The 25,075-nt window shown below is 68.8% G+C and carries 22 protein-coding genes; 12 read left to right on the forward strand and 10 right to left on the reverse strand.

Going from position 1 to position 25,075, the window contains the following annotated elements:
• Nucleotides 1-52: 52 nt before the first annotated feature.
• Both ABZ195_RS13480 and ABZ195_RS13485 read left to right on the forward strand, forming a co-directional pair.
• Nucleotides 53-535 (forward strand): MerR family transcriptional regulator, encoded by a 483-nt coding sequence (locus ABZ195_RS13480; protein ID WP_355218377.1) that lies wholly within the window; start codon nt 53-55, stop codon nt 533-535.
• On the forward strand, nt 528-1,553 hold the full coding sequence (locus ABZ195_RS13485; RefSeq protein WP_355218379.1) for an aldehyde reductase: 1,026 nt from the start codon (nt 528-530) through the stop codon (nt 1,551-1,553). The genes ABZ195_RS13480 and ABZ195_RS13485 overlap by 8 nt, the downstream gene beginning before the upstream one ends.
• Here ABZ195_RS13485 and ABZ195_RS13490 read toward each other — a convergent pair.
• The 5 genes from ABZ195_RS13490 to ABZ195_RS13510 form a co-directional block, all read right to left on the reverse strand.
• On the reverse strand, nt 1,550-2,611 hold the full coding sequence (locus ABZ195_RS13490) for a putative zinc-binding metallopeptidase (RefSeq protein WP_355218381.1): 1,062 nt from the start codon (nt 2,609-2,611) through the stop codon (nt 1,550-1,552). The genes ABZ195_RS13485 and ABZ195_RS13490 overlap by 4 nt on opposite strands.
• The gene (locus ABZ195_RS13495) at nt 2,604-3,515 is read right to left on the reverse strand and encodes a transglutaminase family protein (RefSeq protein WP_355218383.1); all 912 of its coding nucleotides are present in this window, start codon (nt 3,513-3,515) and stop codon (nt 2,604-2,606) included. The genes ABZ195_RS13490 and ABZ195_RS13495 overlap by 8 nt, the downstream gene beginning before the upstream one ends.
• Nucleotides 3,512-6,157: a circularly permuted type 2 ATP-grasp protein gene (locus ABZ195_RS13500; protein ID WP_355218556.1), complete on the reverse strand. Its 2,646-nt coding sequence runs from the start codon at nt 6,155-6,157 to the stop codon at nt 3,512-3,514. Before ABZ195_RS13500 ends, ABZ195_RS13495 begins: the two co-directional genes overlap by 4 nt.
• Nucleotides 6,157-9,519 (reverse strand): transglutaminase family protein, encoded by a 3,363-nt coding sequence (locus ABZ195_RS13505; protein ID WP_355218385.1) that lies wholly within the window; start codon nt 9,517-9,519, stop codon nt 6,157-6,159. Before ABZ195_RS13505 ends, ABZ195_RS13500 begins: the two co-directional genes overlap by 1 nt.
• A gap of 75 nt (nt 9,520-9,594) precedes the next feature.
• A complete protein-coding gene (locus tag ABZ195_RS13510) occupies nt 9,595-10,500 on the reverse strand; it encodes a DUF389 domain-containing protein (protein WP_355218387.1) in 906 nt (301 codons plus the stop codon).
• Between the two features lie 150 nt (nt 10,501-10,650).
• Here ABZ195_RS13510 and ABZ195_RS13515 point away from each other — a divergent pair, with 150 nt between their 5' ends.
• Genes ABZ195_RS13515 through ABZ195_RS13550 form a run of 8 tightly spaced genes read left to right on the forward strand, consistent with a single transcriptional unit; the run spans nt 10,651 to nt 18,776 of the window.
• Nucleotides 10,651-11,466, forward strand: a complete 816-nt coding sequence (locus ABZ195_RS13515) for a DeoR/GlpR family DNA-binding transcription regulator (RefSeq protein WP_355218389.1) — start codon at nt 10,651-10,653, stop codon at nt 11,464-11,466.
• An 11-nt stretch (nt 11,467-11,477) separates the two neighbouring features.
• Nucleotides 11,478-12,983 carry an FGGY-family carbohydrate kinase gene (locus tag ABZ195_RS13520; protein ID WP_355218391.1) on the forward strand — a complete coding sequence of 502 codons (1,506 nt, stop codon included), beginning with the start codon at nt 11,478-11,480 and terminating at the stop codon, nt 12,981-12,983.
• A gap of 16 nt (nt 12,984-12,999) precedes the next feature.
• Entirely contained in the window at nt 13,000-14,316 is a 1,317-nt protein-coding gene (locus tag ABZ195_RS13525; RefSeq protein WP_355218393.1) for a sugar ABC transporter substrate-binding protein, read from the forward strand.
• Nucleotides 14,317-14,360: 44 nt separating this feature from the next.
• Entirely contained in the window at nt 14,361-15,212 is an 852-nt protein-coding gene (locus tag ABZ195_RS13530; protein ID WP_355218395.1) for a sugar ABC transporter permease, read from the forward strand.
• Entirely contained in the window at nt 15,206-16,024 is an 819-nt protein-coding gene (locus ABZ195_RS13535) for a carbohydrate ABC transporter permease (protein WP_355218558.1), read from the forward strand. Before ABZ195_RS13530 ends, ABZ195_RS13535 begins: the two co-directional genes overlap by 7 nt.
• Nucleotides 16,025-16,046: 22 nt before the next feature.
• On the forward strand, nt 16,047-17,138 hold the full coding sequence (ugpC, locus tag ABZ195_RS13540; RefSeq protein ID WP_355218397.1) for a sn-glycerol-3-phosphate ABC transporter ATP-binding protein UgpC: 1,092 nt from the start codon (nt 16,047-16,049) through the stop codon (nt 17,136-17,138).
• Nucleotides 17,135-17,908, forward strand: a complete 774-nt coding sequence (locus tag ABZ195_RS13545) for an SDR family NAD(P)-dependent oxidoreductase (protein WP_355218399.1) — start codon at nt 17,135-17,137, stop codon at nt 17,906-17,908. The genes ugpC and ABZ195_RS13545 overlap by 4 nt, the downstream gene beginning before the upstream one ends.
• Nucleotides 17,909-17,954: 46 nt before the next feature.
• Nucleotides 17,955-18,776, forward strand: coding sequence for a BtpA/SgcQ family protein (locus tag ABZ195_RS13550; protein WP_355218401.1), 822 nt, complete (start codon nt 17,955-17,957; stop codon nt 18,774-18,776).
• Here the strand turns inward: ABZ195_RS13550 and ABZ195_RS13555 are convergent.
• Entirely contained in the window at nt 18,773-19,240 is a 468-nt protein-coding gene (locus tag ABZ195_RS13555) for a helix-turn-helix domain-containing protein (RefSeq protein ID WP_355218403.1), read from the reverse strand. The genes ABZ195_RS13550 and ABZ195_RS13555 overlap by 4 nt on opposite strands.
• A gap of 97 nt (nt 19,241-19,337) precedes the next feature.
• Between ABZ195_RS13555 and ABZ195_RS13560 the strand changes: the two genes are divergently transcribed.
• Complete coding sequence (locus tag ABZ195_RS13560) at nt 19,338-20,522, forward strand: thiolase family protein (RefSeq protein WP_355218405.1); 1,185 nt, start codon at nt 19,338-19,340, stop codon at nt 20,520-20,522.
• Nucleotides 20,523-20,605: 83 nt separating this feature from the next.
• Here ABZ195_RS13560 and ABZ195_RS13565 read toward each other — a convergent pair whose 3' ends face one another.
• The 3 genes from ABZ195_RS13565 to ABZ195_RS13575 are packed head-to-tail and all read right to left on the reverse strand — an operon-like array spanning nt 20,606 to nt 22,426.
• Nucleotides 20,606-20,968, reverse strand: coding sequence for a hypothetical protein (locus ABZ195_RS13565; protein WP_355218407.1), 363 nt, complete (start codon nt 20,966-20,968; stop codon nt 20,606-20,608).
• 52 nt (nt 20,969-21,020) lie between these two features.
• Nucleotides 21,021-21,470, reverse strand: coding sequence for a nitroreductase family deazaflavin-dependent oxidoreductase (locus ABZ195_RS13570; protein WP_355218409.1), 450 nt, complete (start codon nt 21,468-21,470; stop codon nt 21,021-21,023).
• A gap of 5 nt (nt 21,471-21,475) precedes the next feature.
• Nucleotides 21,476-22,426 (reverse strand): TIGR03564 family F420-dependent LLM class oxidoreductase, encoded by a 951-nt coding sequence (locus tag ABZ195_RS13575; RefSeq protein ID WP_355218411.1) that lies wholly within the window; start codon nt 22,424-22,426, stop codon nt 21,476-21,478.
• Nucleotides 22,427-22,516: 90 nt separating this feature from the next.
• Here ABZ195_RS13575 and ABZ195_RS13580 point away from each other — a divergent pair, with 90 nt between their 5' ends.
• A complete protein-coding gene (locus tag ABZ195_RS13580; protein ID WP_355218413.1) occupies nt 22,517-23,428 on the forward strand; it encodes a LysR family transcriptional regulator in 912 nt (303 codons plus the stop codon).
• Here ABZ195_RS13580 and ABZ195_RS13585 read toward each other — a convergent pair.
• The gene (locus ABZ195_RS13585; protein WP_355218415.1) at nt 23,394-24,965 is read right to left on the reverse strand and encodes a DUF222 domain-containing protein; all 1,572 of its coding nucleotides are present in this window, start codon (nt 24,963-24,965) and stop codon (nt 23,394-23,396) included. The two genes, ABZ195_RS13580 and ABZ195_RS13585, sit on opposite strands and share 35 nt — an antisense overlap.
• Nucleotides 24,966-25,075 lie beyond the last annotated feature (110 nt).

A 25,075-nucleotide genomic window follows, 5' to 3' on the forward strand; every position in this document is an offset into this window, starting at 1 on the left:
ATCGGTGACCGAGACTTGACTTGAAGCGCTTCAAGTTCGGCAGAGTGGAGCCATGACCACCGACGCCGTCGCGACTGCCGATCGCGACCTGACCATTCAGCAAGTCTCGCGCCGCACCGGCCTGGCCGAGTCCACCCTGCGGTACTACGAACGCATCGGTCTCATCGAGGCCGTGCCCAGGGACCCCAGCAGCGGCCACCGGCGCTACCCCGCCGACCTGGTCGGCGCCGTCGAATCGCTGAGTTGCCTACGCGGAAGCGGCATGTCGGTCGCCGACATCCGGCGCTACGTGGCCAACACGCGTCGCGGCTCCGAGGCCATCGCCGATCAGCGCGCGCTGTTCGAGGCGCACGCCGCGAGATTGCGCGACGAGATCGCCCGGCTGCGCCTGCGGGAGCGCTACGTCGAGGCCAAGGCGCAGATGTGGGCGGCGAGGGAGACCGGCGACGTGGCCGCCGAACGAGAGATCATCGAGACGGTCCTCGACCTCGGGGCCCGCTTGCTGGCCGACGAGGGGGCGGGCAGCGATGTCTGAGCGTCGCGGGCTGGTCCTGGTCACCGGCGGCTCGGGATTCCTCGGCGGACACGTCATCCAGCGCCTGCTGGCAGGTGGGTACCGCGTGCGCACGACGGTCCGGTCCCCCGGCCGGGAATCGTCCGTACGAAAGGCGCTGGGCCTGGCGCCCGACGACGGCTCGCTCGAATTCGCCGTCGCCGACCTGACCGCCGACGACGGCTGGGCGTCAGCCGTCGATGGTTGCGAAGCAGTGCTGCACGTCGCGTCGCCGTTCCCGGCCCGCCAGCCGGAGAACGAGGACGACGTCATCGTGCCGGCCCGCGACGGCACCCTGCGGGTGCTACGCGCCGCGAAGGCCGCCGGGATCCGCCGGGTCGTCCTCACGTCGTCGTTCGCAGCCGTCGGTTACAGCCCCAAGTCGTCGGGGGCACCGTACGACGAGAGCGACTGGACCGACGCCGCAGCGCCCAACTCTCCCTACGTGAAGTCCAAGACGCTCGCCGAGCGCGACGCGTGGGAGTTCGCCGCCACCCACGACCTGCAGCTGACGGTGGTCAACCCCGTGGGCATCTTCGGACCGGTGCTCGGTACGGATCTGGCGACGTCGGTGCAGATCGTCAAGGGACTCCTGCAGGGACGGCCGCCGCTGCTGCCCCACGCGTCCTTCGCCGTGGTCGACGTCCGCGACGTCGCCGATCTCCACGTCATGGCGCTGGAGGATCCGCGGGCGATCGGCGAACGATTCCTGGCCGCGGCCGGCCAGCCCGTGTCGTTTCCCGAGACCGCCGCGACGTTGCGGTCCCGACTAGGTCCCGCGGGGCGCCGAGTGCCCCGGCTGACGGCGCCCGACTGGCTGGTGCGGGTGGGCGCCCGATTCGTCCCCGCGTTGCGCGAACTTGCCGGGCTGCTCGGCGAGCCGAAGCGCATCTCGGCGACCAAGGCCACCGAACTGCTCGGCTGGCACCCCCGTCCGGTGGCCGACACATTGGTCGACACGGGCCGGAGCCTGCTGGAGGGCGGGCTGGTCGACCGCTAGGCCGTGCCCCTGGCGGCGGCCAACTTGGCCGGGTCGGAGGTGATCTCGTCGATCACGGTGTGGATGAAGCGCATCTTCTCGAGCACCTTCGCCGGCAGCACGAACGGGTAGAGGTCGTCGTGTCCCATCGACCTGTTGACCATGTTCAGCGCCCACGACAGCGGCAGCCACAGATCGATGATCGAGTCGAATCCGCTGGGGCCCAGGTTCCTCCGTTCGAACGTCGCCCCGGCCGGGGCGAAGCTGAACGCCGCGGCGGTGTCCAGGGTGTCGCGGATGTGGAGGTAGTGCGCGAAGGTCTCAGCCCAATCCTCGGCCGGGTGCATCGTGGCGTAGGACGACACGAAGTCGCGTTCCCATCCGGGGGGCGCGCCCTCGCCGTAGTGGCGGTCCAGGGCGGCCTGGTAGTCGGATTCGGCGTCGCCGAACAACTCTCGAGCCCGCTGCTGGTATTCGGAGGCGACACCGACCAGTCGGTAATAGTAGTAATGCCCGATCTCGTGGCGAAAGTGCCCGAGAAGCGTCCGGTACGGCTCGGCCATCGCGATCCGCAACTGCTCGCGATGCACGTCGTCGCCCTCGGCGAGGTCGAGGGTGATGACGCCGTTCTCGTGTCCGGTGAACACCTTCTCGAACTCGCTGGACAACAGGTCGAAGGCCAGGCCGTAGTTGGGGTCGAGGTCGCGCCCGACGATGGGCAGCTTGAGGTCGACCAGTTCGACGATCAGCCGGCGTTTTGCCTTCTCGGCGACCGCGAAGGCCGTCATCGCCGGCTTGTCGGCGTCGTTGGGTCGCATCCGAGTCAGCGCGCACGAGGTGCACAGCTGCGGCACGGGTGCCACCTTGACCAGCCAGTTGCATTCGGCGGCATGGAGATTGGCGCACAGCCGGTACTCGCTGGCGTCGACTGCGCCGCCGTGTTCGCTGCCCTCACCGGTGGCGATCACCAGGAAGGCCATGTCGTCCAGGGAGAACCCCAGCCGGCTGCGGCACGACAGACACACCGAGTTCTCGAAGGCCAGATGCTGTCCGCAGTTGGGACAGATGAAGTCACGCACCGGTGGCACCGCCGGTCAGCGGAGCCACGTCGACCGACACGTCGATCTTGCTGCTCTCCGAGTCGGTGTAGATGATGCCGCGCAGTGGTGGTACATCGACGTAGTCACGACCGAAACCCGCGACCACGTAGCGCTCGTCGACCAGTGCGTCGTTGGTGGGGTCGAACCCGAACCATTGATTCTGCGGTGTCCACACCGACGCCCAGGCGTGCGTCGCGTCGATCCCGACCATGCGTTCCCTTCCAGGAGGTGGGTCCGTCGCGAGATAGCCGGAGACGTAGCTGGCGGCGAGACCGTTGGAGCGCAGGCACGCGATCGCGAGCCTGGCGAAGTCCTGACATACCCCCTCGCGTGCCACCAAAACTTCGGCGACCCTGGTGGACACCGTCGTCGACCCCGAGCGGTAGGTGAAGTCGTGGTTGATCCGGGCGTTGAGGTCACGCAGCACGTCGACGAGGGGACGGCCGGGCTCGAAACTGGGCGCGGCGTAATCGCGGACGGCGTCGGTGATCTCGGGCTGCTGCAGATCCAGGGTGAATTCGACCGCCAGAGCACCCTCGGTGCCGACGGGACGGGAGATCTCCCACGGCGCGAGTGCCGAGCCGCCTTCGTACAACCCGGGCGGCGGCGGGTCGACCTCGACCACCGAGCGGCTGGTGATGGTCAGCGCCCGGTGGCGTTCGGTGACGTGAAAGTACGAGCTGACGTTTCCGAAGGCGTCGCGGCTGGTAGAACTGTCGGCCGCCTCGGGGTCGATCTGCAGCTCGTGCGACAGACACCGCTGCCTGGTCGAATTACGCGGGGTCAAGAAGCCCCGACCGTAGGAGCTCGTCACGTCGTCGGAGTAGTGGTACATGGTCCGATGGGTGATCTCGTAGGCCCGGGTGCCCACCGTCGCGGTCACGGCATGACCCGTCGCTGGTCCGGGCCCCAGATCGGTTGCATTCCGCCGGGCAGCGAGAGGTGGGTCGCGGTGATGCGACGGGACAGCTCGCGAAGATCGTCGTGGATGCCGCCGAGCAGGCCGTCGAGTTCGGGCCTCGTGCCGTCGGTCACGTCCTCGAGGTCGGCGGGGTCGAGCCGACGCAGCCGGGCGGCCACCTCGTCGACGAGGCGTTCGGGGCCGGTGGATCCCGAGGAGGACGGCAGCGCCTTGAGGTTCATCCGCAGCCGGTCGAACTGGTAGGCCAGGGAGCGCGGATTCTCGCCGTCGAAGAGCAACAGGTCGGCCACCGCCGCGACGCTGACCTTGCCGAGGGTGCGTCGGCGGTAGATGACCGACGATTCGCACGCCACCAACGTCGACTCGGTGATGGTCTGCTCGGCCCCGCGACTGCGCACCGTCGTCAGCGTGGCCCGCATGAGGGCCGCCAGCCAGATGCCGCGCTCGATGCGCTTGCCGATGTCCATCATGGTCCAGCCGACGTCGCGGACCATCGACTCCGACGCCACGCCGGACATCGCCAGCATCCCGGCCAGGGTCTGGCTGTGCGCGGTGGCCAGATAACCGTCGCCTTCGGCCAGGGAGTCCGGTGGCGTCGTCGAATGCCGAAGCACGGCACGGTCGACGGCGGCGAGCACCATCCACGTGTCGTTGGACATCTGGTCGCGAACCGCGCGGGCGGAGGACCCGAGCCGCTCGACCGATTGAGCCAGAGATCCGGCGCGGCGGCGGTCCGCGGTCAGCGACCAGAGCGTCGTCGGCGCGATGGCGATCATCTCGGCGGCGTCGCCGGCGGCACCGGTGTCGGTGCCGGTGATGAGCCCGAGTGCGGTCAGCAGCACGGGTACGCATTCACTGCCGGGAATGTCCTGGCGGTAGCGGAATTCGTGGTACCGCTCGCGGGTGACGCCGAGCAGACGCGCCATGTTCTCGGCGCGCTCGCCGTAGCGGCCGAGCCAGAACAGATCCGACAGCACGCGCGGCGAACTGACCGCGCGGGTCGGGCTCGGGTTGATGGCAGGTAGGTCGACCGAGGGGGCGGGCGTCCGTTCCGCGGTCACCCGTGTCGGCGAGCGCACCCAGACGTCCTTGGCGGCAAGGGTGTTCATCCGGTAGGCCGCGTCGCCCTGTTCCAGGAGGTAACCCAGTCCGCCCTCCATCGGGGCGTACCCGCCGCGCTGTGCCACGGTGAACAACCGCATGCCGGTGCTTCCCGGGGACAGCCCGTTGGGCGAGTGCGCAGTGGGCGCGGAGGAGAACTGCGGCAACTCCTGGCCGACCCACTGCCACGGGGTCGCGCCGATCCGCGCCGCCAGGTCGTCGAGATCCCCGCTGGACAGCGTGGGTCCGACGATGGGTTCGCCGCCGGTGACCGGCCGGATCAGCAGCGTCGCCAGGTGGCTCAGCAGATGCGAACGCTCCACGTCGATACCGCCCCAGTACATCGGCGCTGCGGCCAATTGCGGTGTCTCACCGACGAGGAGTTCGGCCAGCTCCGGCAGGAAGCGTTGCAGCCCGGGGCTTTCCAGGATTCCACTGCCGAGGGTGTTGACCACGGTGACCGCGCCGCGTCGCAGCACCTCGACCAATCCGACGACGCCGAGACGTGAATCGGCCCGCAGATCCAGCGGGTCGGCGTAGGCGGCGTCGACGCGGCGCAGCACCACGTCGACGCGCTTGAGCGTGCCGAGGGACCGCATCCACAGCTTGCCGTCGCGGACCACCAGGTCGGCGCTCTCCACGAGGGGGAAGCCGAGAACGCTTGCGAGGTAGGCCTGGTCGAAGGCCGTCTCGGAGTGGGTGCCCGGGCTGAGCACGACCACCACGGGCTCCTCGGCGGCCTCCGGAGCGGAGTCGATGAGGGCGAGCCTCAGCGCCTGGGCCCACGGTGAGGCCGGTCGGGGTGCGATGCGTTCGTAGAGTTCGGGAAACGCGTGCGCGACCACCCGGCGGTCGGCCAGGGCGTACCCGGCCCCGGACGGCGCCTGGGTCCAGTCGGCGTTGACGCGGAACTCGCCGGATTCGTCGCGGCTGACGTCGACCCCGTGGATGAAGAGCTGATGTCGCCCGGGCACCTCGATGCCGCGGGCGGCGCGGACGTACCCGGGGTGGGCGAAGAGAAGCTGCGGGGGCAGGACCCCGCTGGTGATCGACCGGCGCGCACCGTAGAGGTCGGTCAGCACGGCGTCCATCAGTCGCGAGCGTTGAACCAGACCGGCTTCCAGGGTCTCCCAGTCCGACGAGGAGACGACGACGGGCAGCGGGTCCAGGAGCCAGGGGCCGGGAACCTGGGTGCCGTCGCCGTGGGTGACGGCGTCACCCACGGCGGCGGGATCCACCTGAACGAAGGTGATGCCGTCGTCGTCGACGAGGCTGCTGACCACCGACCGCAACCGTTCCAGGCCGTAGGGGCCGCGCTCGGCGACGCACTCGGCCAGTTCGCGCCAGGCCGGCCGGACCGTGCCGGACGGGTCGACGAACTCGTCGTAACCGTTGCCGGCGCGCTCGTCGAACAGCGAGTCCTGCGGCCGGGCGTCGCGGTACTTCGCGAGCAGGCTGACGGCGGGTGTGGGCTCCGGGGGGCCGCTGATGCGTAGGACCATCACCGCAGCACGGTACGTACCCGACGCAGATCCAGGATGCCCGGCGCGCCCGCATCGGTGGACTGACGGGCCTGCTTCTCCCGGATGTCGGAGACGTCCACCTGACCCGGGGTGAATCCGGTGGCCTCGAATCGCCGACCGCGGCGCGATTCCGCTTCGACGGCGTTCACGGGAGGGTTGTCATATGACCGGCCGCCGGGGTGGCTGACGTGGTAGGTGCAGCCGCCGCGCGAGGTCCCGGTCGCGACGTCGACGAGCTCGAAGCGCAGCGGGTCGTCCACGGTGATGGTGGGGTGCAGCGCGCTGGGGGGCTGCCAGGCCCGGTAGCGCACCCCGCCAACCTGCACGTCGCCACTGTTGGTCGCGAGCAGCGGTATCGGATGGCCGTTGGCGGTGACGACGTAGCGGTCGCGGTCGGCCCCGATGAGTCGGACCTGGAGGCGCTCGACGGAGGAGTCGACGTAGCGGGCGGTGCCGCCCGCGGTGGACTCCTCCCCCAGGACGTTCCACGGCTCGATCGCGCCGCGCAACTCGATCTCCACGCCGTCGAACACCGCGGTGCCCACGCGCGGGAAGCGGAATTCGGTGAAGGGGTCGAGCCAGCTGGTGTCGAAGGCGAGACCGTGCGCCCGAAGGTCGGCCGCAACCTCGGCGATGTCCTGGATGATGAAGTGCGGCAACAGGTATCGACCGTGCAGATTGGCACCGTGGCGGATCAGCGGCGCGCGAAGCGGCTGATCCCAGAACAGCGACACCAGGGAGCGCACCAGCAGCGACTGGACCATGGCCATCTGGAAGTGCGGCGGCATCTCGAAGCCGCGAAGCTCCAACAATCCCAACCGCCCGCGCGCGCTGTCGGGGCTGTAGAGCTTGTCGATGCAGAACTCCGCGCGGTGGGTGTTGCCGGTGATGTCGGTGAGGAGGTGGCGCAGGGCTCGGTCGACGATCCACGGAGCGGAGCCTCCGGAGCGACCCTGTTCCGGAGCAGAGCCCGCCTCGTCCTCGGACGGCTCGACTTCCCTTGTCAGACGGTCGATCTCGGCGAAGGCGATCTCGAGTTCGTAGAGTGCCTCGGTGCGCCCCTCGTCGACCCGGGGCGCCTGGGAGGTGGTGCCGATGAAGCGGCCGGAGAACAGATACGACAGGGCGGGATGACGCTGCCAATAGGTGAGCATCGACACCAACACGTCGGGGCGTCGCAACATCGGCGACTCGGCGGGCGTGATACCGCCAAGGGTGATGTGGTTGCCGCCGCCGGTGCCGCCGTGGGTGCCGTCGACGTCGAAGGACTCCGTCGACAGGCGGGCGAGTCGTGCTTGCTCGTAGAGGGTTTCGAGCTGCTGGCGCTGTTCGGCGAAACTGGCGGTCGGGGCGACGTTGACCTCGATGACACCCGGGTCGGGTGTCACCGACATCGACGTCAGCCGTGCGTCGGCCGGGGGTCCGTACCCCTCCAGCACCAGCGCGCAGTTGGCCGCGGCGGCGGCCGCCTCCAGCCGGGTCACCACGTCGACGAAGTGCTCGAGCTCCTCGGTCGGAGGCAGGAAGACGTACAGCACGCCGTCGCGGACCTCGGCGACCATCGCGGTGATCGGCGCGCCGCTGGCCTCCTCGATCTCGGCGCCCTCGTCCTCGGAATCCTCGGGCAGTTCGCCGCGGGCGGCGAGCGGGTCGGCGTCGAGCGTCGCCCGGGGTGGCTTCCAGCTGATGGCGTCCAGCGGCAGGCGCAGGCCGGCTGGCGAGTCGCCGGACAACAGCACGATGCGGCCGCGCCGGAGTTGCCAGTCCGCGCTGGCCCAGCCGGTGTCGTCCTCGCGACGATGCAGCGGCAGCACGTAGGCGCTCGGCTCGGTGACCGACTCGTCGAGCCGGGTCAGCAGGTTCGTTCTGGCCTCGGGCGTGTCGGTGACCAGGTCGTCGCCGGCGGCGACGGGTTCCCCGGCCGGCTGCCGAACCGCGGTGGCCAACTTGGCCAGGGCGTCCTCGTAGGCGGGGCGCACCTGGGTCTCGGGCAGACCGAGTCCGGCGGCGATCGCGTCCAGGACACGCCGTCCCGAATCGGGTGGGACGGGGTCGGCGGGAGACTCCGCCCACGGGTCGGCCAGCAACGCCGCGTCGTTCCACAGCGGCTTTCCGTCGGCGCGCCAGTGCAGCATGATCTGCCAGCGCGGCAGGGGCTCTCCCGGATACCACTTGCCCTGCGAGCGCTGCACCACGCCCTCTGGGGCCCAGATCTCCTTGAGCCGCGCGGCCAGCGCCGAAGCCCGTTGGCGTTTGTGCGGCCCGTCGGCGTCGGTCGTCCACTCGGGGTCGACTTGGTTGTCGATCGAGACGAAGGTCGGCTCGCCGCCCATGGTCAGCCGGACGTCGGCCGCGGCCATCCGCGCGTCGACCGCGGCTCCCAGGTCGACGATCGACTCCCAGGCGGCCGGGGTGTAGGGCAGCGTCACGCGGGGGTCTTCGTGCACCCGCGTCACCAGGTTGGAGAAGTCGAGGGTCACCCCACACGGGTCGGTGGCCCCCGTGATCGGCGCCGCCGAGGCCGGGTGCGGCGTCGCCGACAGCGGGATGTGGCCCTCACCCGCGAACAGGGCCGAGGTCGGGTCCAGTCCGATCCAGCCCGCACCCGGGATGTACACCTCGGTCCAGGCATGCAGGTCGGTGAAGTCCGCGGCCGGTCCCGACGGACCGTCGAGCGCCTTGACGTCGGAGGTCAGCTGGACCAGGTACCCGGAGACGAATCGAGCGGCCAGACCCATCTGACGCAACACCGAGACCATCAGCCAGGCTGAGTCCCGGCAGGATCCGATGGCGGTCTGCAGGGTGTGATCTGGTGTTTGCACACCGGCTTCCATGCGGACGCTGTAGCCGACGTCGGCGTTGATCGCCCCGTTGAGGGCGACCAGGAAGTCGATGGTGCGGGTGCCCGGGCGCACGTGGAAGTTCCGCACCCAGTCGCGCGTCAGCTCACCGGGCCCGGAACCCTCGCCGTCCTCGTCGACCGGCCGCAGGTACGGCTTGAGATCCTCGAGCAGCGCCTTCGGGTACTCGAACGGCCAGGTCTCGGCGAATTCCTCGATGAAGAAGTCGAAGGGGTTGATGACCTTGAGGTCGGCGATCAGGCCGACCGTGATGGTCAATTCCCGCGTGCGGTTGGGAAACACCAGCCGGGCCAGGAAGTTGCCGAACGCGTCCTGCTGCCAGTTGACGAAGTGGTCGGCGGGCTCGACCTGCAGCGAATACGCCTCGATCGGAGTGCGCGAATGTGGCGCCGGACGCAGACGGACGACGTGTGGATGGACTTTCACCAGCCGGTCGAACGTGTAACTGGTGCGATGCTCCAGCCCCACCTTGATTCCCATAGGCGTTGATCCCACCACACCCGGCTGGGGGGTGCATCGCCGAAGGGGTCGGCCACGTTCGCCGTCCGCGCGAGGTCAGGGTGCCTTGGGGCGCAAAACCAGAACGAGGACGCCGGCGACGACGATGCCGACCAGGTTGACCACGAGCTGCAGCGCCGACTTCGCGGCGACGTCCCAGTCCCCGAGAATGGCTGCCACGGCGGCGAATCCGGCCGCCGGCACGGTGGTGACGGAGATGAACACGCCGACGAGTGCCGAGGACTTGGCGGACACCAGCGACAGCATGCCTGCGGCACCCGCGAGCAGCGCGACCACCAGCGAGACGGGTCCGACCTGGAAGATGAAGTCCACCTCGGTGAGTCGTCTCACGGTGTCGAGGCTGACCCAACCGAGGGCTTCACCGGCCAGGGTCCCGAGCGCGGTGATGCCGACCGCGATCGGAAACCCGACCACGAGGGCGAGGAGAGCACGCCGCGCCAGGTCCCAGCGCCTCTGGACGATGGCCACCGCCACCGCGGCGAGCGGCCCGAACTCGGGGCCCAGGACCATGGCACCGACCACGGTGACGGTGGAGTCGGTGACGGCGCCGATGGCCGCGATGAGACACGCCAGGGTCAGGAAGAGCACGAACGTGAAGGACAGCGTGGCTTCCTCGCGGGTACGTCCGATCAACTCGTCCCACACCAGCGCGTCGGCGGGATCGCCCGCCGCGTCGTCCTCGGCCCGGTGGGCCCGGGTGGACAGCACCGTGTCGAGCACTTCGAGGGTGATGGCGCCCCGGTGCTGCACGTCGAGCGCCTTGAGCTGACGGATCAGTCCGTTGGCGCATTCGCGCGCCACGTCGGCGGTGATCTCGTCGCCGGCGGGGTCGAGCGCCGCCCCGGGGTGCAGCAGCAGGTTCGCGACGCCGACTTCGCCGCGGAGGATGCCGATCACGTCGTCACGGAGGTCCTCGGGCGCGATGACGCGCAAGTGCAGCACGAGCGCACGGTAACGCGATCCGGAGAATTCCGAATCGACTGCCGCGAAATGTGGGCACTCCACACGAACCTGTTGTAAATTCACAGAACCAAGGGGATCTGACCCGTCGACATCCAAATCGGAGACATTTGCTGTGAATTTTCCACAGGCGTGGGTCTGATCGTGGACGCCAAGGCACGTCGGCGCCGCATCGAGGAACGGGTCCGCGCCGAACGCGAGGTCGGATACGCCGACCTCGCCACCGACTTCGACGTCTCCGAGATGACGATCCGCCGCGACATGGAGGCGCTCGAGACCCTCGGCGTGGTTCGCCGGGTGGTCGGCGGCGCGATCGCCTTGAAGGGCAAGGACACCGAACCCGCCTTCGAGACCAGGGTGGCCGACGCCGCGGTCGAGAAGCGCCACATCGCCGACGCGGTCGCCGACCTCGTCAGCCGCGGCGAGACCTTGATCCTCGACTCGGGCAGCACCGCCTTGGCCGTCGCACAGTCACTGCGGGGGCGCCAGCTCGGCTTGACGGTGTTGACGCCCAGCGTGCTGGCGGCGCTGGAACTCGTCGACGAGGAGGACACCACCGTCGTCCTGACCGGCGGCGAACTGCGCCCCGGCGAACTCAGCCTCATCGGCCCGGCTGCCGAGGACACCCTGTCCAACTACAACTGCGACACGTTCGTCATGGGGGTGGCGGGCATCGACGCGCTTCGCGGCATCTCCGACTACCACCAGGCCGACAGCCGGGTGAAGCGCGCGGCGAGCAATCGTGCCGACCGCGTCATCGTCGCGGCCGACCAGAGCAAGCTGGGCCGGGTCACCTTCACCAGCATCGCGGCGCTGGCCGAGATCGACGTCATCATCACCGACGGCGATCCCCAGCATCCGGCCCTCGTCGCCGCGCGCGCGGCCGGCGTCGACGTGATCTGCGTGGCCGGGGTCGACGTCGAGACGGGACGGGCCGAATCCCTGTGATCCGAAGAGCGATGAGCACCCACACCATTGGCGTCGACGTCGGAACCACCGGTACGAAGACCGTGCTGTTCGACACCCAGCGCGGCATCGTCGCCCAAGCCGTCCGCGACACCACCCTGCACTCACCCGGTCCCGGCTTCGCCGAGGCCGACACCGGTCAGTGGCATGCCAACGTCGTCGAATCCATTCGAGAGGTGTTGCAGTCCAGTGGCATTCAGCGCGAGTCGGTGGTCGCGGTCGCGGTGTCCGGCATGGTCCCGGCCGTGGTCGCACTCGACGCCAACCGCCGCCCCCTGCGCCGCGCGATCCTGCAGAACGACGCCCGGGCCACCCGCGAGGTCGGTGAACTCGCGCGGCTGCTGTCCGACGTCGACCTGGTGACCATGACCGGGTCGGCCCTGACCCAGCAGTCCGTGGCACCCACCACGGCGTGGCTACGCACCCACGAACCGGAGGTCTACGCCCGCACGGCGCACTACGTCGGCTCCTACGACTGGGTGCTGACCGCCCTGGGATCCGATGTACACGTCGAACGGAACTGGGCCCTGGAATCGGGGCTCTACACCGTCGACGGCGACGTCGCAGAACCCGTGTTGCGCGCAGCAGACCTGGAGCGCACCGTTCTGCCTCCGGTGCACGCCCCGGGCACCAAGGTCGGCGAGTTGAGTACCGCCGCAGCGGATTCGACCGGGCTGGCGGCTGGTACCGCGCTGGTCGTCGGCGGGGCCGACCACGTGCTGTCGGCCTTTGCGGCGGGGGTGAACGGGCCCGGTGACGCCCTGGTCAAGCTCGGCGGCGCCGGTGACATCCTGGTCGCCAGTGACACCCGCGTGGTCGACGAGCGCCTCTATCTCGACGCCCATCCCGTGCCAGGGCACTGGTTGCCCAACGGCTGCATGGCCACCAGCGGCAGCCTGATCCGCTGGTTTCAGGCCTTGATCGGTGGCGCCGGAACCGTGCCGCTGACCACCCTCGACGAGGAGGCCACCGGGACCGCTCCGGCCGAGGTGCTGTGCCTGCCGTACTTCCTCGGCGAGAAGAGCCCGCTGCACGACCCCGAGCTGCGTGGCGTCTTCGCTGGCATGCACCTCGGCCACGGCCGCGCCGACCTGTACCGCTCGGTGCTGGAGGCCATCGCGTTCGGCTTCCGCCACCACGTGGACGTGTTCACCGAGATCGGAATTCCGCCACGCCGGGTGATGATCACCAACGGAGGATCCAAGTCCACCCTGTGGAAGCAGATCCACGCCGACGTCCTCGGACTCGAGATGCGCCCCGTGCGAGGACATCCCGGTGCGTCGCTCGGGGCCGCGGTCATCGCGGCGATCGGCGTCGGCGCACTCGACGACTGGTCGGATGCCGCGCGTTTCGTCACCCTCGAAGCGCCGATCGTGCCCGACCCGACGCGACGGGCGATCTACGACGACGCCTATCAGACCTGGCGGGACCTCGGCGCCGCAATGACCCCGATCTCCCACCAGATGGCACGACGCGTTCGACAGGAGTCCGACAAGTGAAGGGAACGTGCGGTACATGACGACGATGGAGAAGAAGACCAGGCGGCGGCGGTTAGCGCCGCCGATGGTGGCGGTATGTGCAGCGCTCACACTGGTTCTCAGTGCTTGCGCAGGCAGCGGAGGACCCGAACAGACCCAGGCGACCGGCACCGGCGAGGTGGCCAAGGACGTCTCCGGCACCGTGCGGATCCTGATGGAGAACGTGCCGGACACCGACGTCGTCAAGTCGATGGTGCCCGAGTTCAACAAGGACTATCCGAACGTCAAGGTCGACATCGAGACGCTGACCTACGACCAGATGCGCGACAAGCTCGTGTCGTCGTTCCAGTCGTCCTCGCCCACCTACGACCTGATCATCGTGGACAACCCGTGGATGGTCGACTTCGCCAAGGCGAACTTCCTGCAGCCGTTGGACTCTCGCATCGACAGCACCCCCGGCTACGACGACGCGGACTTCTTCAAGCCGCTGACCGACATCGCGACCGTCGACGGCAAGAAGTACGGCGTGCCGTTCTACAACTACGCGCTGGGCTACCTGTACGACACCGACGACCTGGCCACGGCGAAGCTGCCCGTGCCCACCACGCTCGACGAGTTGGTCAGCACGTCCAAGGCGCTGAAGGTCGGCGACCGCGCCGGTATCGCGATGCAGCCGCAGCGCGGTTACAAGATCTTCGAGGAGTGGGGCAACTGGCTCTTCGCCGCGGGTGGTTCGATCTACGGGCCCGACGGCAAGCCGACGCTGAACACCCCGCAGGCCAAGCAGGCGCTCAACGCCTACATCGACACCTACAAGACCGCCGCGCCGCCCAACAGTCTCAACTGGGCCTTCGACGAGGCGTTCCGGTCGGTGTCGAGCGACCAGGCCGCCTCCATGATCAGCTACAACTGGAATCTGCCCGCGCTCAACGCGCCGGGCTCCGGACCGTCGGCCGGCAAGTTCAAGCTCGCGGAGATCCCCGGCGGCAAGCAGGTCCTGGGCTCGTGGAGCTGGGCCATCCCCGCCAACTCCGGATCGTCGGACGCCGCTTGGGCGTTCGCGTCGTGGCTGACCTCCAAGGCACACGACGTCGAACGCACCGAGAAGGGTGGCGCCGCGATCCGCCAGAGCACGCTGAAGGATCCGGCCGTCCTCAAGGGGCCGTTGGGCGCGGAGTACTACCAGACCGTCGAGAAGATGCTGGGCAACGCCGCACCCCTGAGCCAGGGACCCAGCGGCGAGGAGATGATCCAGGCCGTCGGCACCGAGCTCAACGAGGCCGTCGCGGGCACCAAGAGCGTCGACGACGCCTTGGCCGCCGCGCAGGCCGCCGCCGAGAAGATCCAGGGCTAGCCCCGCATGGAACCGACCACCCCGAGAAGGGAGCGATGCGAGTCATGACGTTCAAGCACGGCATGGTCGCGCCCCTCGTCGCGCTCTTCATCGGGGTGGTCGGCTTCCCCCTGGGATATGCGTTCTACCTCAGCGTCACCGACTACAAGCTGACCAGCCGCGGGGCGCCGCGGATCGTCGGCGCGGACAACTACGTGGCCACCTTCGGCGGCGCCGCGTTCTGGCAGTCCTTCGGCACCACCGCACTGTTCGTCTCGGTGGCGGTGGGACTGGAACTGCTCATCGGGCTGGCCATCGCGCTGGCACTGCAAAAGCAGCGCTGGGCAAGCGATCTCACCCGCTCGATGCTGCTGGCGCCGATGTTCATCACCCCGATCGCGGTCGGGCTGATCTTCCGGTTCCTGCTCAACGACCAGATTGGGGCCATCCCCCGGTTGTTGCAGACCGTGGGCCTGGACTACGACTTCTTCGGGCCGGGCAAGGCGATCTTCACGCTGGCGTTCATCGACGTCTGGCAGTGGACGCCGTTCATGGTGCTGCTACTGCTGGCCGGTCTGGAGTCCATTCCCAAGCAGCCGTTGGAGGCGGCCAGGGTCGACGGCGCCAGCGGCTTCTACGTGTTGCGCCGCGTGACGTTGCCCTTGCTCGCCCCGGTCCTCGTCGTGGCGATCCTGCTGCGGTGCCTGGACGCGATGAAGGTCTTCGAATACGTCTTCGCCACCACCCGCGGCGGCCCCGGCACCGAGACCCAGACGCTGCAGTACTTCGTGTACCAGACCGGGATTCAGTTCTTCCGCCTCGGATCTGCGTCGTCGATGGCGTTCGTCGTGCTCGTGGTCGTGCTGACCGTGATCGTCGTCGCGTTCCGCCGGATGGAGAGGGCCAAGCGATCGTGAAGAATTCGCCCGTCCTCACCGTCTGCCGGGTGGCCTTACTGTGGGCCGCGGCCATCTGCGTGCTGTTTCCGGTGGTCTGGATCGCGCTGGCCAGCGTCAAGAGTCCCGAGCAGCTCAACGAACCGTTCCTCCTGACCTTCTCGCCCACCCTGGACGCGTGGCGCAACGTGCTGGACTCCGGGATCCTGGAGGCCGCCGGGCGCAGCGCGATCGTCGCGCTCACCACCGTCGGCATCAGCATCGTCGTGGGCAGCATGGGCGCCTACGCCATCGCCCGCTTCCGGGCCGGCGGCACGGCCACCCGATTCGGCATGCTCGCCGCGCAGGTTCTCCCGCCGGCCGTGTTGGTGTTCCCGTTCCTCACCATGGCCTACGCCCTGCGGCTCAACGACACTCTGGTCCCGGTGATCTTCGCCCACCTGAGTTTCGTTCTGCCCGTGGTGACCTGGTTCCTGATCGGGTTCTTCGAGGCCGTTCCCCGGTCCCTGGAGGAGCAGGCGCAGGTCGACGGCTTCACGCGCTTCGCCGCGTTCCGGTTGGTGGTGCTCCCGCAGGTGTTCCCCGGCATGGGGGCCGCCGCGATCTTCGGCTTCACCCTGTCGTGGAACGACCTGTTCTACGGCCTGATCCTGGCGCCGGGCAAGGCCGCCATCCTGCCGGTGGCCATCGCCGGCTTCAACACGTTCCGTGGCGTTCAGATCGGCTCCATGAGTGCCGCCATCCTGATCGCCGTCGTCCCCGTCGTCATCGCGAGCTTCTTCATCCAGCGCAGGCTGGTGCAGGGCATCAGCGGTGGCGCGGTGAAGTTCTAGCAGATAGGTCACCCGACTCCTCATGGCAACCGTGCGCTTCGAACGACTCACCAAGTCCTACGGAACGATTCCCGTGGTCACCGACCTCGACCTCGAACTGCCCGACGGGTCGTTCACCGTCCTGGTCGGCCCGTCCGGCTGCGGCAAGTCGACCTCGCTGCGGATGCTCGCCGGCCTGGAATCGGTCACCTCGGGCACCATCCGCATCGGCGACCGCGACGTCACCAATCTGCAACCGCGCGACCGCGACATCGCGATGGTGTTCCAGAACTACGCGCTCTACCCCCACCTGACCGTGCGGGAGAACATCGCCTTCCCGCTGCGGGCGGTGAAGGTGCCCCGCGCCGAGGCACTCGCCAAGGCCGACGCGGTCGCGGAGTCACTCGGTCTCTCGGCGATGTCGGGGCGCAAGCCCAAGGACCTCAGCGGCGGCCAGCAGCAGCGAGTCGCCATCGGGCGCGCCATCATTCGCGAACCGAAGGTGTTCCTGTTCGACGAACCGCTGAGCAACCTCGACGCCAAGCTCAGGGTCGAGACCCGCACCGAGCTACTGCAGATCCAGCGTCGGCTCGGCATCACCTGCCTCTACGTCACCCACGACCAGGAGGAGGCGATGACGCTGTCGGACCGCATGGTCGTGATGCGCGACGGTCGCGCCGCGCAGGTCGGCACGCCGCTGGAGGTCTACGACACTCCGGTCGACACGTTCGTCGCCTCGTTCGTCGGCAGCCCGAAGATGAATCTGGTCGACGGCGAGCTCACCGACGACGGCTTCACACTGGCAGGCGGTTTCGTGCTGTCGGTCTCGCAACGGATCAGCCGGGGCCACGTGACACTCGGCGTGCGGCCCGACGACCTGGTGCCCACCGCCAGCCCGGATGGCCACGCCACCGTGAAACTCGTCGAACTGCTGGGACCACGCGCGATCGTCACCGTGGACGCCGGTGGCACCGAGATGACGTGCGTCGTCGAAACCGCACGGATGGCGGGGATCTCGGAGGGCGCCCGGGTCGACCTGTCGGCCCGACCGGGCGCCGCCCACGTGTTCGACGCAAAGACCGGCCGACGCGTCGTCGGCGATCAGATGACGAAGGGGAACGAACTCCACCCATGACCAAGACAGTCGTAATTACCGGAGCGGGCAGCGGAATCGGCCGGGCCATCGCGATCCTGCTCGCCGAACGCTCGTGGCGCGTCGTGGTCACCGACGTGAACGGCACCGCGGCCAAGGACGTCGCCGATGCGCTGCCGGCCGACGACGGCGTCCGGCACGAATCGGCGGTGCTCGACGTCAGCTCACCCGAGGCCGCGGCGGCGATCGCGACGAACGTGACCGACCGGCTCGGCCTGGACGCCTGGGTGAGCAACGCGGGCATCTCCTTCATGCACGGCTTCCTCGACGCGCCCATCGCGCGCTACGACCAGACCATGGACGTCAACCTCAAGGGGGTCTTCGTCTGTGGGCAGGCCGCGGCCCGGGCGATGGTGCGCAGCGGCACACGGGGGGCGATCGTCAACACCGCCTCGATGGCCGGCAAACAAGGCCGGGTGCCGTTCCTCGCCGACTACGTCGCATCGAAGTTCGGCGTCGTCGGACTCACCCAGGCCATGGCCTACGAACTCGGCGAACACGGCATCACCGTCAACTGCGTGTGCCCCGGGTACGTCGAAACTCCAATGCAGTCAAGGGAATTGGAGTGGGAGGCGCAGTTGCGCGGCTCCACTCCCGACGGTGTCCGCGCGATGATGATCCGTGACACGCCCCTGCAGCGGCTGGAACGACCCGAGGACGTGGCCCGTTCGGTGGCGTTCCTGCTCTCAGAGGACGCACGCTTCATCACCGGCGAGGCGCTGGCCGTCAACGGCGGCGCCTACATGGACTAGCCGAACACTTCATTCACAGCACGACACCACCGAGAAAGGCACCCACGTGACCACCACCTGGCTCGACGAGGTCTTCACCGTCAGAAAGCCCGTCATCGCCATGCTCCACCTGTCCGCACTGCCCGGCGATCCTGCCTACGACAGCACCGGCGGCATCGCCGCCGTCGTCGCCCGAGCCCGCGAGGAACTCGAAGCCCTGCAGGCCGGCGGCGTGGACGGCGTGATGGTGTCCAACGAGTTCAGCCTGCCGTATCTGACCAAGACCGAGCCGATCACCGCCATCACGATGGCCAGGATCATCGGAGAGCTGTTGCCCCACTTCCGGGTTCCCCACGGAGTGAACGTGCTCTGGGACGGCCGGGCGTCGATCGACCTCGCCGTCGCCACCGGCGCGAAGTTCGTCCGCGAGATCTTCACGGGCGTGTACGCCAGCGACTTCGGCCTGTGGGACACCAACGTCGGCGAGGTGGCCCGGCATCGGGCCCGTGTCGGTGGCGCCGACGTCAAGCTCTTCTTCAACATCGTCCCCGAGTCCGCGACCTACCTCGCCGACCGCGACCTGGCCGCCATCACGCGTACGACCGTGTTCGCGACGCTGCCGGACGCGATCTGCGTGTCCGGTGCCACCGCGGGCGCCCCGACCGACGCCGAGGCCCTGCGGGTGGTGAAGTCCGCCGCGGGCGCGGTGCCCGTGTTCGTGAACACCGGCGTGCGGGCCGAGAACGTCGGCGACCAACTCGACATCGCCGACGGCGCGATCGTGGGAACCTACTTCAAGAAGGACGGGGTGTTCGAGAACCGAGCCGACCAGGCGCGGGTCGAGGAACTCATGGGCCAGGCCCGCGCCTACCGCGAACAACTCGTCTAGCGTCTCGCGACACGCACCGCCAGCTCCTCCGGTGGCACGTGGTGGCCGTCGGCACAACGGATTTCGACGGTCACCTCCGCCCCGCAATCCTGGTGCGACAGCCTCAAGGACGTGTCTCCGAAGTAGTTTCGACCCCATTCGAACATGGCCCACACCACGGGCATGAACGCCGTCCCCTGCTCGGTGAGGACGTATTCGTCGCGGCTGCGCTGGCCGGGTTCCCGATAGGGCTGCTTGGCCAGCAGTCCGGCGTCGACCAGTTCGGTGAGTCTGGCGCTGGTCGCCGCCTTGGTGATGCCGACACGGCGGGCGAAGTCGTCGAAGCGCGTGGTGCCGTAGTAGGCCTCGCGCATGATGAGCATCGCCGACTTGGTGCCCACCAGGCCCATCGTCTTCTCGACCGGGCAGCGACCCACCGGCGACCACGAATCGCGGTCGGCGAGTCCGCCTTGCAGGACTGTCATAGACGTCACTCCCTAGCTGGGTTGTTCGTGCTATACCGAGGTGTTACACCTAAGTATAGATAGTAGTACTCAGCGACGAGTCATCGAGGAGAACAACATGGCTGCATACTCGGATCGCGACGCCGTCATCGTCGGCGCCGTGCGTACCCCCGTCGGCAAGGGCAAGGCCAACGGCGCCCTGCACGACGTGCTGCCCGTCGACCTGCTCGCGCACAGTCTGCGCACCCTCGTCGAGCGCACCGGCGTCGACCCAGCCAAGGTCGACGACGTCATCGCGGGTGCGGTCACACAGGTCGGCGACCAGTCGATGAACATCGCCCGCAACGCCTCGCTGGGAGCGGGCCTTCCCGAGAGCGTGCCGGGGACCACGGTCGACCGGCAGTGCGGAAGTAGCCAGCAGGCAATCAGTTTCGCCGCCCAAGGCGTACTGGCCGGGGCCTATGACGTCGTGATCGCCTCGGGTGTGGAGTCGATGTCGCGGGTGGTCATGGGCAGCTCGGTACTCCCGGGCAGCGACCCCTTCGGTCACGGCATGGCCGAGCGGTATCCCGACGGTCTGGTGCCCCAGGGCATCAGTGCCGAGCTGATCGCCGCGAAGTGGGGACTGTCGCGCACCGAGCTCGACGAGTTCTCGGCCAACAGCCACGAGAAGGCGGCCCGCGCCACCAAGGAGGGTCGCTTCGACGCCGAACTGGCGCCGATCGCCGGGCTGTCCACGGACGAGATCATCCGTCCCGGCACCACGGTCGAGACCCTGGCCGGGCTGCGGCCCGCCTTCTTCAACGAGGCCTACTCCCAACGCTTCCCACAGATCACCTGGGAGATCACCCCGGGCAACTCCTCGCCGTTGTCCGACGGCAGCGCCGCGGTCATGATCACCAGCGGTGCGGCCGCCCGCGCGCTCGGGCTGCGGCCGCTGGCGCGGATCCACACCACGACGGTGGTCGGCTCCGATCCGCTGTACATGCTGACCGGAGTCATTCCCGCGACCGAGAAGGTCCTGGCCCGAGCGGGTTTGACCCTGGCCGACATCGACCTCTTCGAAGTCAACGAGGCCTTCGCCCCCGTGGTGCTGGCATGGGCACGGGAGACCGGCGCCGATCTGGCCAAGACCAACGTCAACGGTGGTGCCATCGCCATCGGTCACCCCTTGGGCGCCAGCGGTGCCCGCATCATGACGACGTTGGTCAACGCGCTCGAACAGCGTGACGGCCGGTTCGCACTGCAGACCATGTGCGAGGGCGGCGGCATGGCCAACGCGACCATCATCGAACGGCTGTAGAGGGCTGACGCATTGGTGACGTCGCGCCGGGCGGGGTTTCGCCTGTAAGGGTGCTGGGGAAACCCCGCTGGCGTGAACAACTTTCAACTCGCGAGCCGCGTCGGCCTCCTCGCGGGCTCCGCTTCCATCGTGCTCGCACTGCTCGCGGGCTGCGGCAGCGACGACAAGACCAACGAAACCAGCGTCCCGGCCACGACGCCGGCCAGCAGCTTGCCCGCCACCACCTCGCCCCCGTCGCTGAGTCCCAGCACGTCGATATCGCCGCCTCCGACCACCACGGCCGGCAGCGCCGGCGGTACGGGGGGCGCCGGCGGAAGCAGCATCGCGCCGACGACGGGCGCCGAGGTCACCGGCCCGAGCGCGACCATTAGCGGGGGCAACTCGGCGTCCGCGACCACCGTGCAGACGCCCTCACCGCCGACGGGCAATTCGATGCCGGGCGACAACGCGGGACCGCAGGGCAACCCGGGCAGCCCTGGACGCAACTGACACGACGACTCAGGCGCGCGTCAACTCGAACAACGGGATGGCGCGCGCCGTCTTCGTCTGATACTCCGCGAAGACCGGAGCCACCTCGGTGATCTTCGGGTACGTGGCGTCGCGCTCGTCGTCGGGCAGTTCACGCACCTCGACGTCGTAGGCATCGGTGCCCACCTCGATGCGGGCTCGAGGGTTCGCCCGCAGGTTGTGCACCCACGCGGGGTGCTTCGGCGCGCCCGCGTAGGACCCCACGATGAGCATCCTGCCGTCCACCTCGAGGTACGCCAACGGTGAAAGCCGGGGCTGACCCGACTTCGCCCCCGTGGTGTGCAGCAGCAACAGGTTGCCACCCTCGAACGGGCCACCAACCTTGCCTGCGTTGGCACGAAACTCCTCGACGACACCCTTGTTGAAGTCGTCGAGCGCGGCCGTGTCGGATACCAGCTTGTCCTTGTCGATGTCTGCCATGGTGGTTAGAAGTCTGCCCCAGTCGACGGTATTCCGGCAGCAAGATCGCACACGCGACGCAGTTCGTCTCTGCCCGTCTGCACCGGCATCAGCATCAGGTCGGTCGCGCCCGCGTCGACGTAGCGGGCCAGCCCCCGCGCGATGTGCTCCTCGGATCCGATCAGAGCGAGGTCGACCACGCTGTCGACCCCCTCGCGGGCGTTGATGCGCTGGTAGGAGGGCACCTGGTCGTACATGGCCATCGTCTCGACCGCGACGTTGCGCGCCCGTTCGACGTCCCGGTCGGCCGACCCGGTCACCGCAACGCTGACCAGACCGAACACCCGCGGCGCCGGTCGACCGGCGTCGGCGGCCGCCTTTCCGATCGTGGGCACGATGAACTCCTCCAAGGTGCGCGGGCCGGCGTACGGCAGCGTGCCGTCGGCGAGTTCGCCGGTGACCTGCAAGGTCTTCGGGCCCATCGCGGCGACGTAGACGGGATACGGCACCGCCGACGGCAGGGCCACGGGCATGACCCCGGGGTCGACGGCGGTGACGTAACGCCCATGCAGGTCCACGGTTCCGGTGTCGCGCACCGCCCGAAGCACGGTCAGGTACTCCCGGAGTCGCTCGGCGGCATGGTCGGTCGGAAGCGCGAATGCCCACTGCTCCATCATCGCGACGCCCAGCCCGACGCCGAGACTGAACCGTCCGCGGCTGGCCGACTGTGCGGTCTGGGCGGCGGCCGCCAGGATCAGGGGGTGACGGGGGTTGATCGGCACCACCGACGTGCCGACCGCCAGGCCGGGAACCATGGCGCCGATCAGCCCGGCGACCGCCACCGCGTCGAGGTCCAGTTGCTGCCCCAACCAGACTCGTCGGACTCCGGCGTCGAAGGCCAGCGAGGCCTGTGCCACGGCGTCGTCGACGACGTGGTCGGCACTACGGTCGGGGGTCAGCAACACGCCTGCGGTCATGGCACCCACGGTGCCGCCGACCGGCTCGCGCGTCCAACGCCCATGTCGCAACGCCCGATGCCCCGCAGGCATGAGGTCTAGGCTGACCGGGTGTCCGACGATGGGCTTGCGGTCGACCTCGACCTCCGGGTGGTGCGCTACTTCGTCGCCGTCGCCGAACACGGGCACTTCGGCAGGGCGGCCGCCGCACTGCACATCACCCAGCCCTCTCTGAGCCGACAGATCAAGGGGCTCGAAAGGCAGCTCGGCACGACGCTTCTGCTACGCACCCCGCGGGGTAGCCAACTCACCGATGCGGGCCGGGCGTTCCTGACCCACGCTCAGCCGATGCTCGCCGCCGCAGTCCGCGCCGCCGCGCACACTCGGGCCGCTGCCACCGTGCGTCGCCTCACCGTCGGGTACACCACCAATCTCGTCGTGGCCAGGGCGGTCCGCGAATTGCGCCGCCGTCGGCCCGACGTCGAGATCACCGTTCGTCAGCTGTTGTGGAACGGTGCCCATCCGGCGTTGACGGACCGCATCGTCGATGTCGCGGTGACTCGCCTGCCCATTCCCCGCGACGGTGTCGAGGTGACACCGCTCTATCGCGAGCCGCGAGCGCTGCTCGTCGGCCGTGGACACCGACTCGCCGCGAAGGACGCCGTCGAACTCGCCGACATCGACGGCGAGGTGATGCCCCGGGTGAGCGATCCGGTGTGGGACAGCTGGTGGCGTACCGGCCCACGGCCCGACGGTTGGAATGCCCCCGACGGCCCGGTGCTGGACGACGCCGCGGAGATGTTCGACTTCATCGCCGAGAGCGGAGCGGTGCTCATCGTGCCCGCCGACAGCCGCATCCCCGACCTGAATCCTGAGCTGACGACGGTGCCGTTGCGCGGGGTCGAGCCCGGCGTGGTGGCATCAGCTCGCCGCACCGGCGAGCCCAACGCCTTGGTCGACGAATTCGATTCCTGTGCAGCAGAATTCATCACTCCGGGGGCGCCAAGTCCACGTCAGAATTGAGCTCGCCCTCGTGCCGGACGCGGTCGGCGTGGTCTTGGGCGCGGGTGGTCCTGCGGCGGGGCATGGTGAGTCCGGTGGCGTGCGGCGTGGGTTTCCCGGCCGTCGCCACCGTGGCGGTGGGTCTGGACAGTTCCGGAAACAGCAGTCGGCTTCCCGGCGTGGTGATGAAATCTTGGCCATCCGGAGCAATCCACAGAACGGTGCCGTCGTCGAGTTGCTCGTCGCGCCAGCCATTCTCGCCACCCCAGAAGGTTTTCAGAAGGTGGTGTCGACGGCAGAGGCATGTGAGGTTGGATGCCATGGTCGGTCCGTGTGGCCAGGGGATCGTGTGGTCGATGTCGCAATTCGTGGCGGGCGCTCGGCAGCCCGGGAAGCGGCACGTCATGTCGCGGCAACGGACGAAGTCGGCCAGCTTCTTCGACGGTCGGTAGCGGTTCTCCGGTGGGGCTTGGCCGGGATGCATGATCGGGGTGATCTTCGCCCCGATGGTGGCGCGGCAGGCGATCGCGCCGGGGAGGAATTGACCGCCCATCAAGGCCGCGGGCCGAAGGTGGGCCAGGGTGCCGGGGGTGGGGGTCATGGCCGCGGTCAGGGTGAGGTCGCGTAGCGGCTTGTCGAACAGGGGTGGTTGGTCGCCGTCGAGGGCGGCGCGCTCGTCGGCGGGCGGGCCCTCGGGTGGCGGCGCAGGGGTCTCGGGTGGCGGTGCGGGAGTCTCGGGCTCGGGTGCCGGGCCGCTAATCGTGTCCTCTGACGCGATCACGTAGACCACCACCCCCGACGCGGGTGGATTCTGGGCGGCCGGGCAGTCGTCGGTGCCGCACAGGCAGGCCATGCGGTCATTCCCACCAGCGCCGAACGCGTCGGCGCGGAGTTGATCAGCAGTCCGCGGGTCGGCAGGGCAGACGGTGGCGGCCAGGGCGCGTAGCCGGGCCTGCAACGCCTTGGCGTCGTGGGCGAAGAGGGTGGCGTACAGGGTGGCCATACCGCTGCCGTCCTCGTCGATGCTGATTTCGACGGATCGACTTCTGGCCTTGGTCTCGGTGCGCCGCACGGCCTGCGGGTCGACCTGGGCGACGTAGGCGTCGATCGTCTTCTCGGTCTTGTCCACCGACATCGGCTCCCACTCACCAAACGCCTCGGCCAACAATGCGTCCAGGGTCCGCAGCGCGTCGGGGTCGACGATCAGAGCGGCGCGTGTGACCACGGTGCGGACCAGCTGGTAAGTGATCAATCCTTCGGCGAAGACCGCGGCCACCTTCGGGAACCGTTCGTGCAGTGCGACCGCGATCAGCAGTTGATTGCCCGCTGCGCCGGGGGTGATGCGTTGGGCGGCGCCGATATGCGCGGCGACGGCGTCGAAATCGTCCAGACACCAATGGTCCCGATCCGCGGATCCCGACGCGGCATAGGCCTCGTCGAGCATCGCGGCCATCGTCGCCACCCGACGGGCGCACGCCGCGTTCTCCACCCGCGACCACGACGACAACTCCCCAGCACCACGGGTACCAGTCGTCGCGTCCACCAACTGATCGAACATGAACCCAACCTACGGCGTGGGTCTGACGAAAGTCGTTCTGCAACAAGCGTTCTGTGGATGAACACCAGAGTGTGGACAACCCGGCCCGAACCACCGGAATGTCAGTGACG

Origin of the sequence: Mycobacterium sp. NPDC006124, assembly GCF_040614235.1 — a bacterium.
GTDB lineage: Bacteria > Actinomycetota > Actinomycetes > Mycobacteriales > Mycobacteriaceae > Mycobacterium.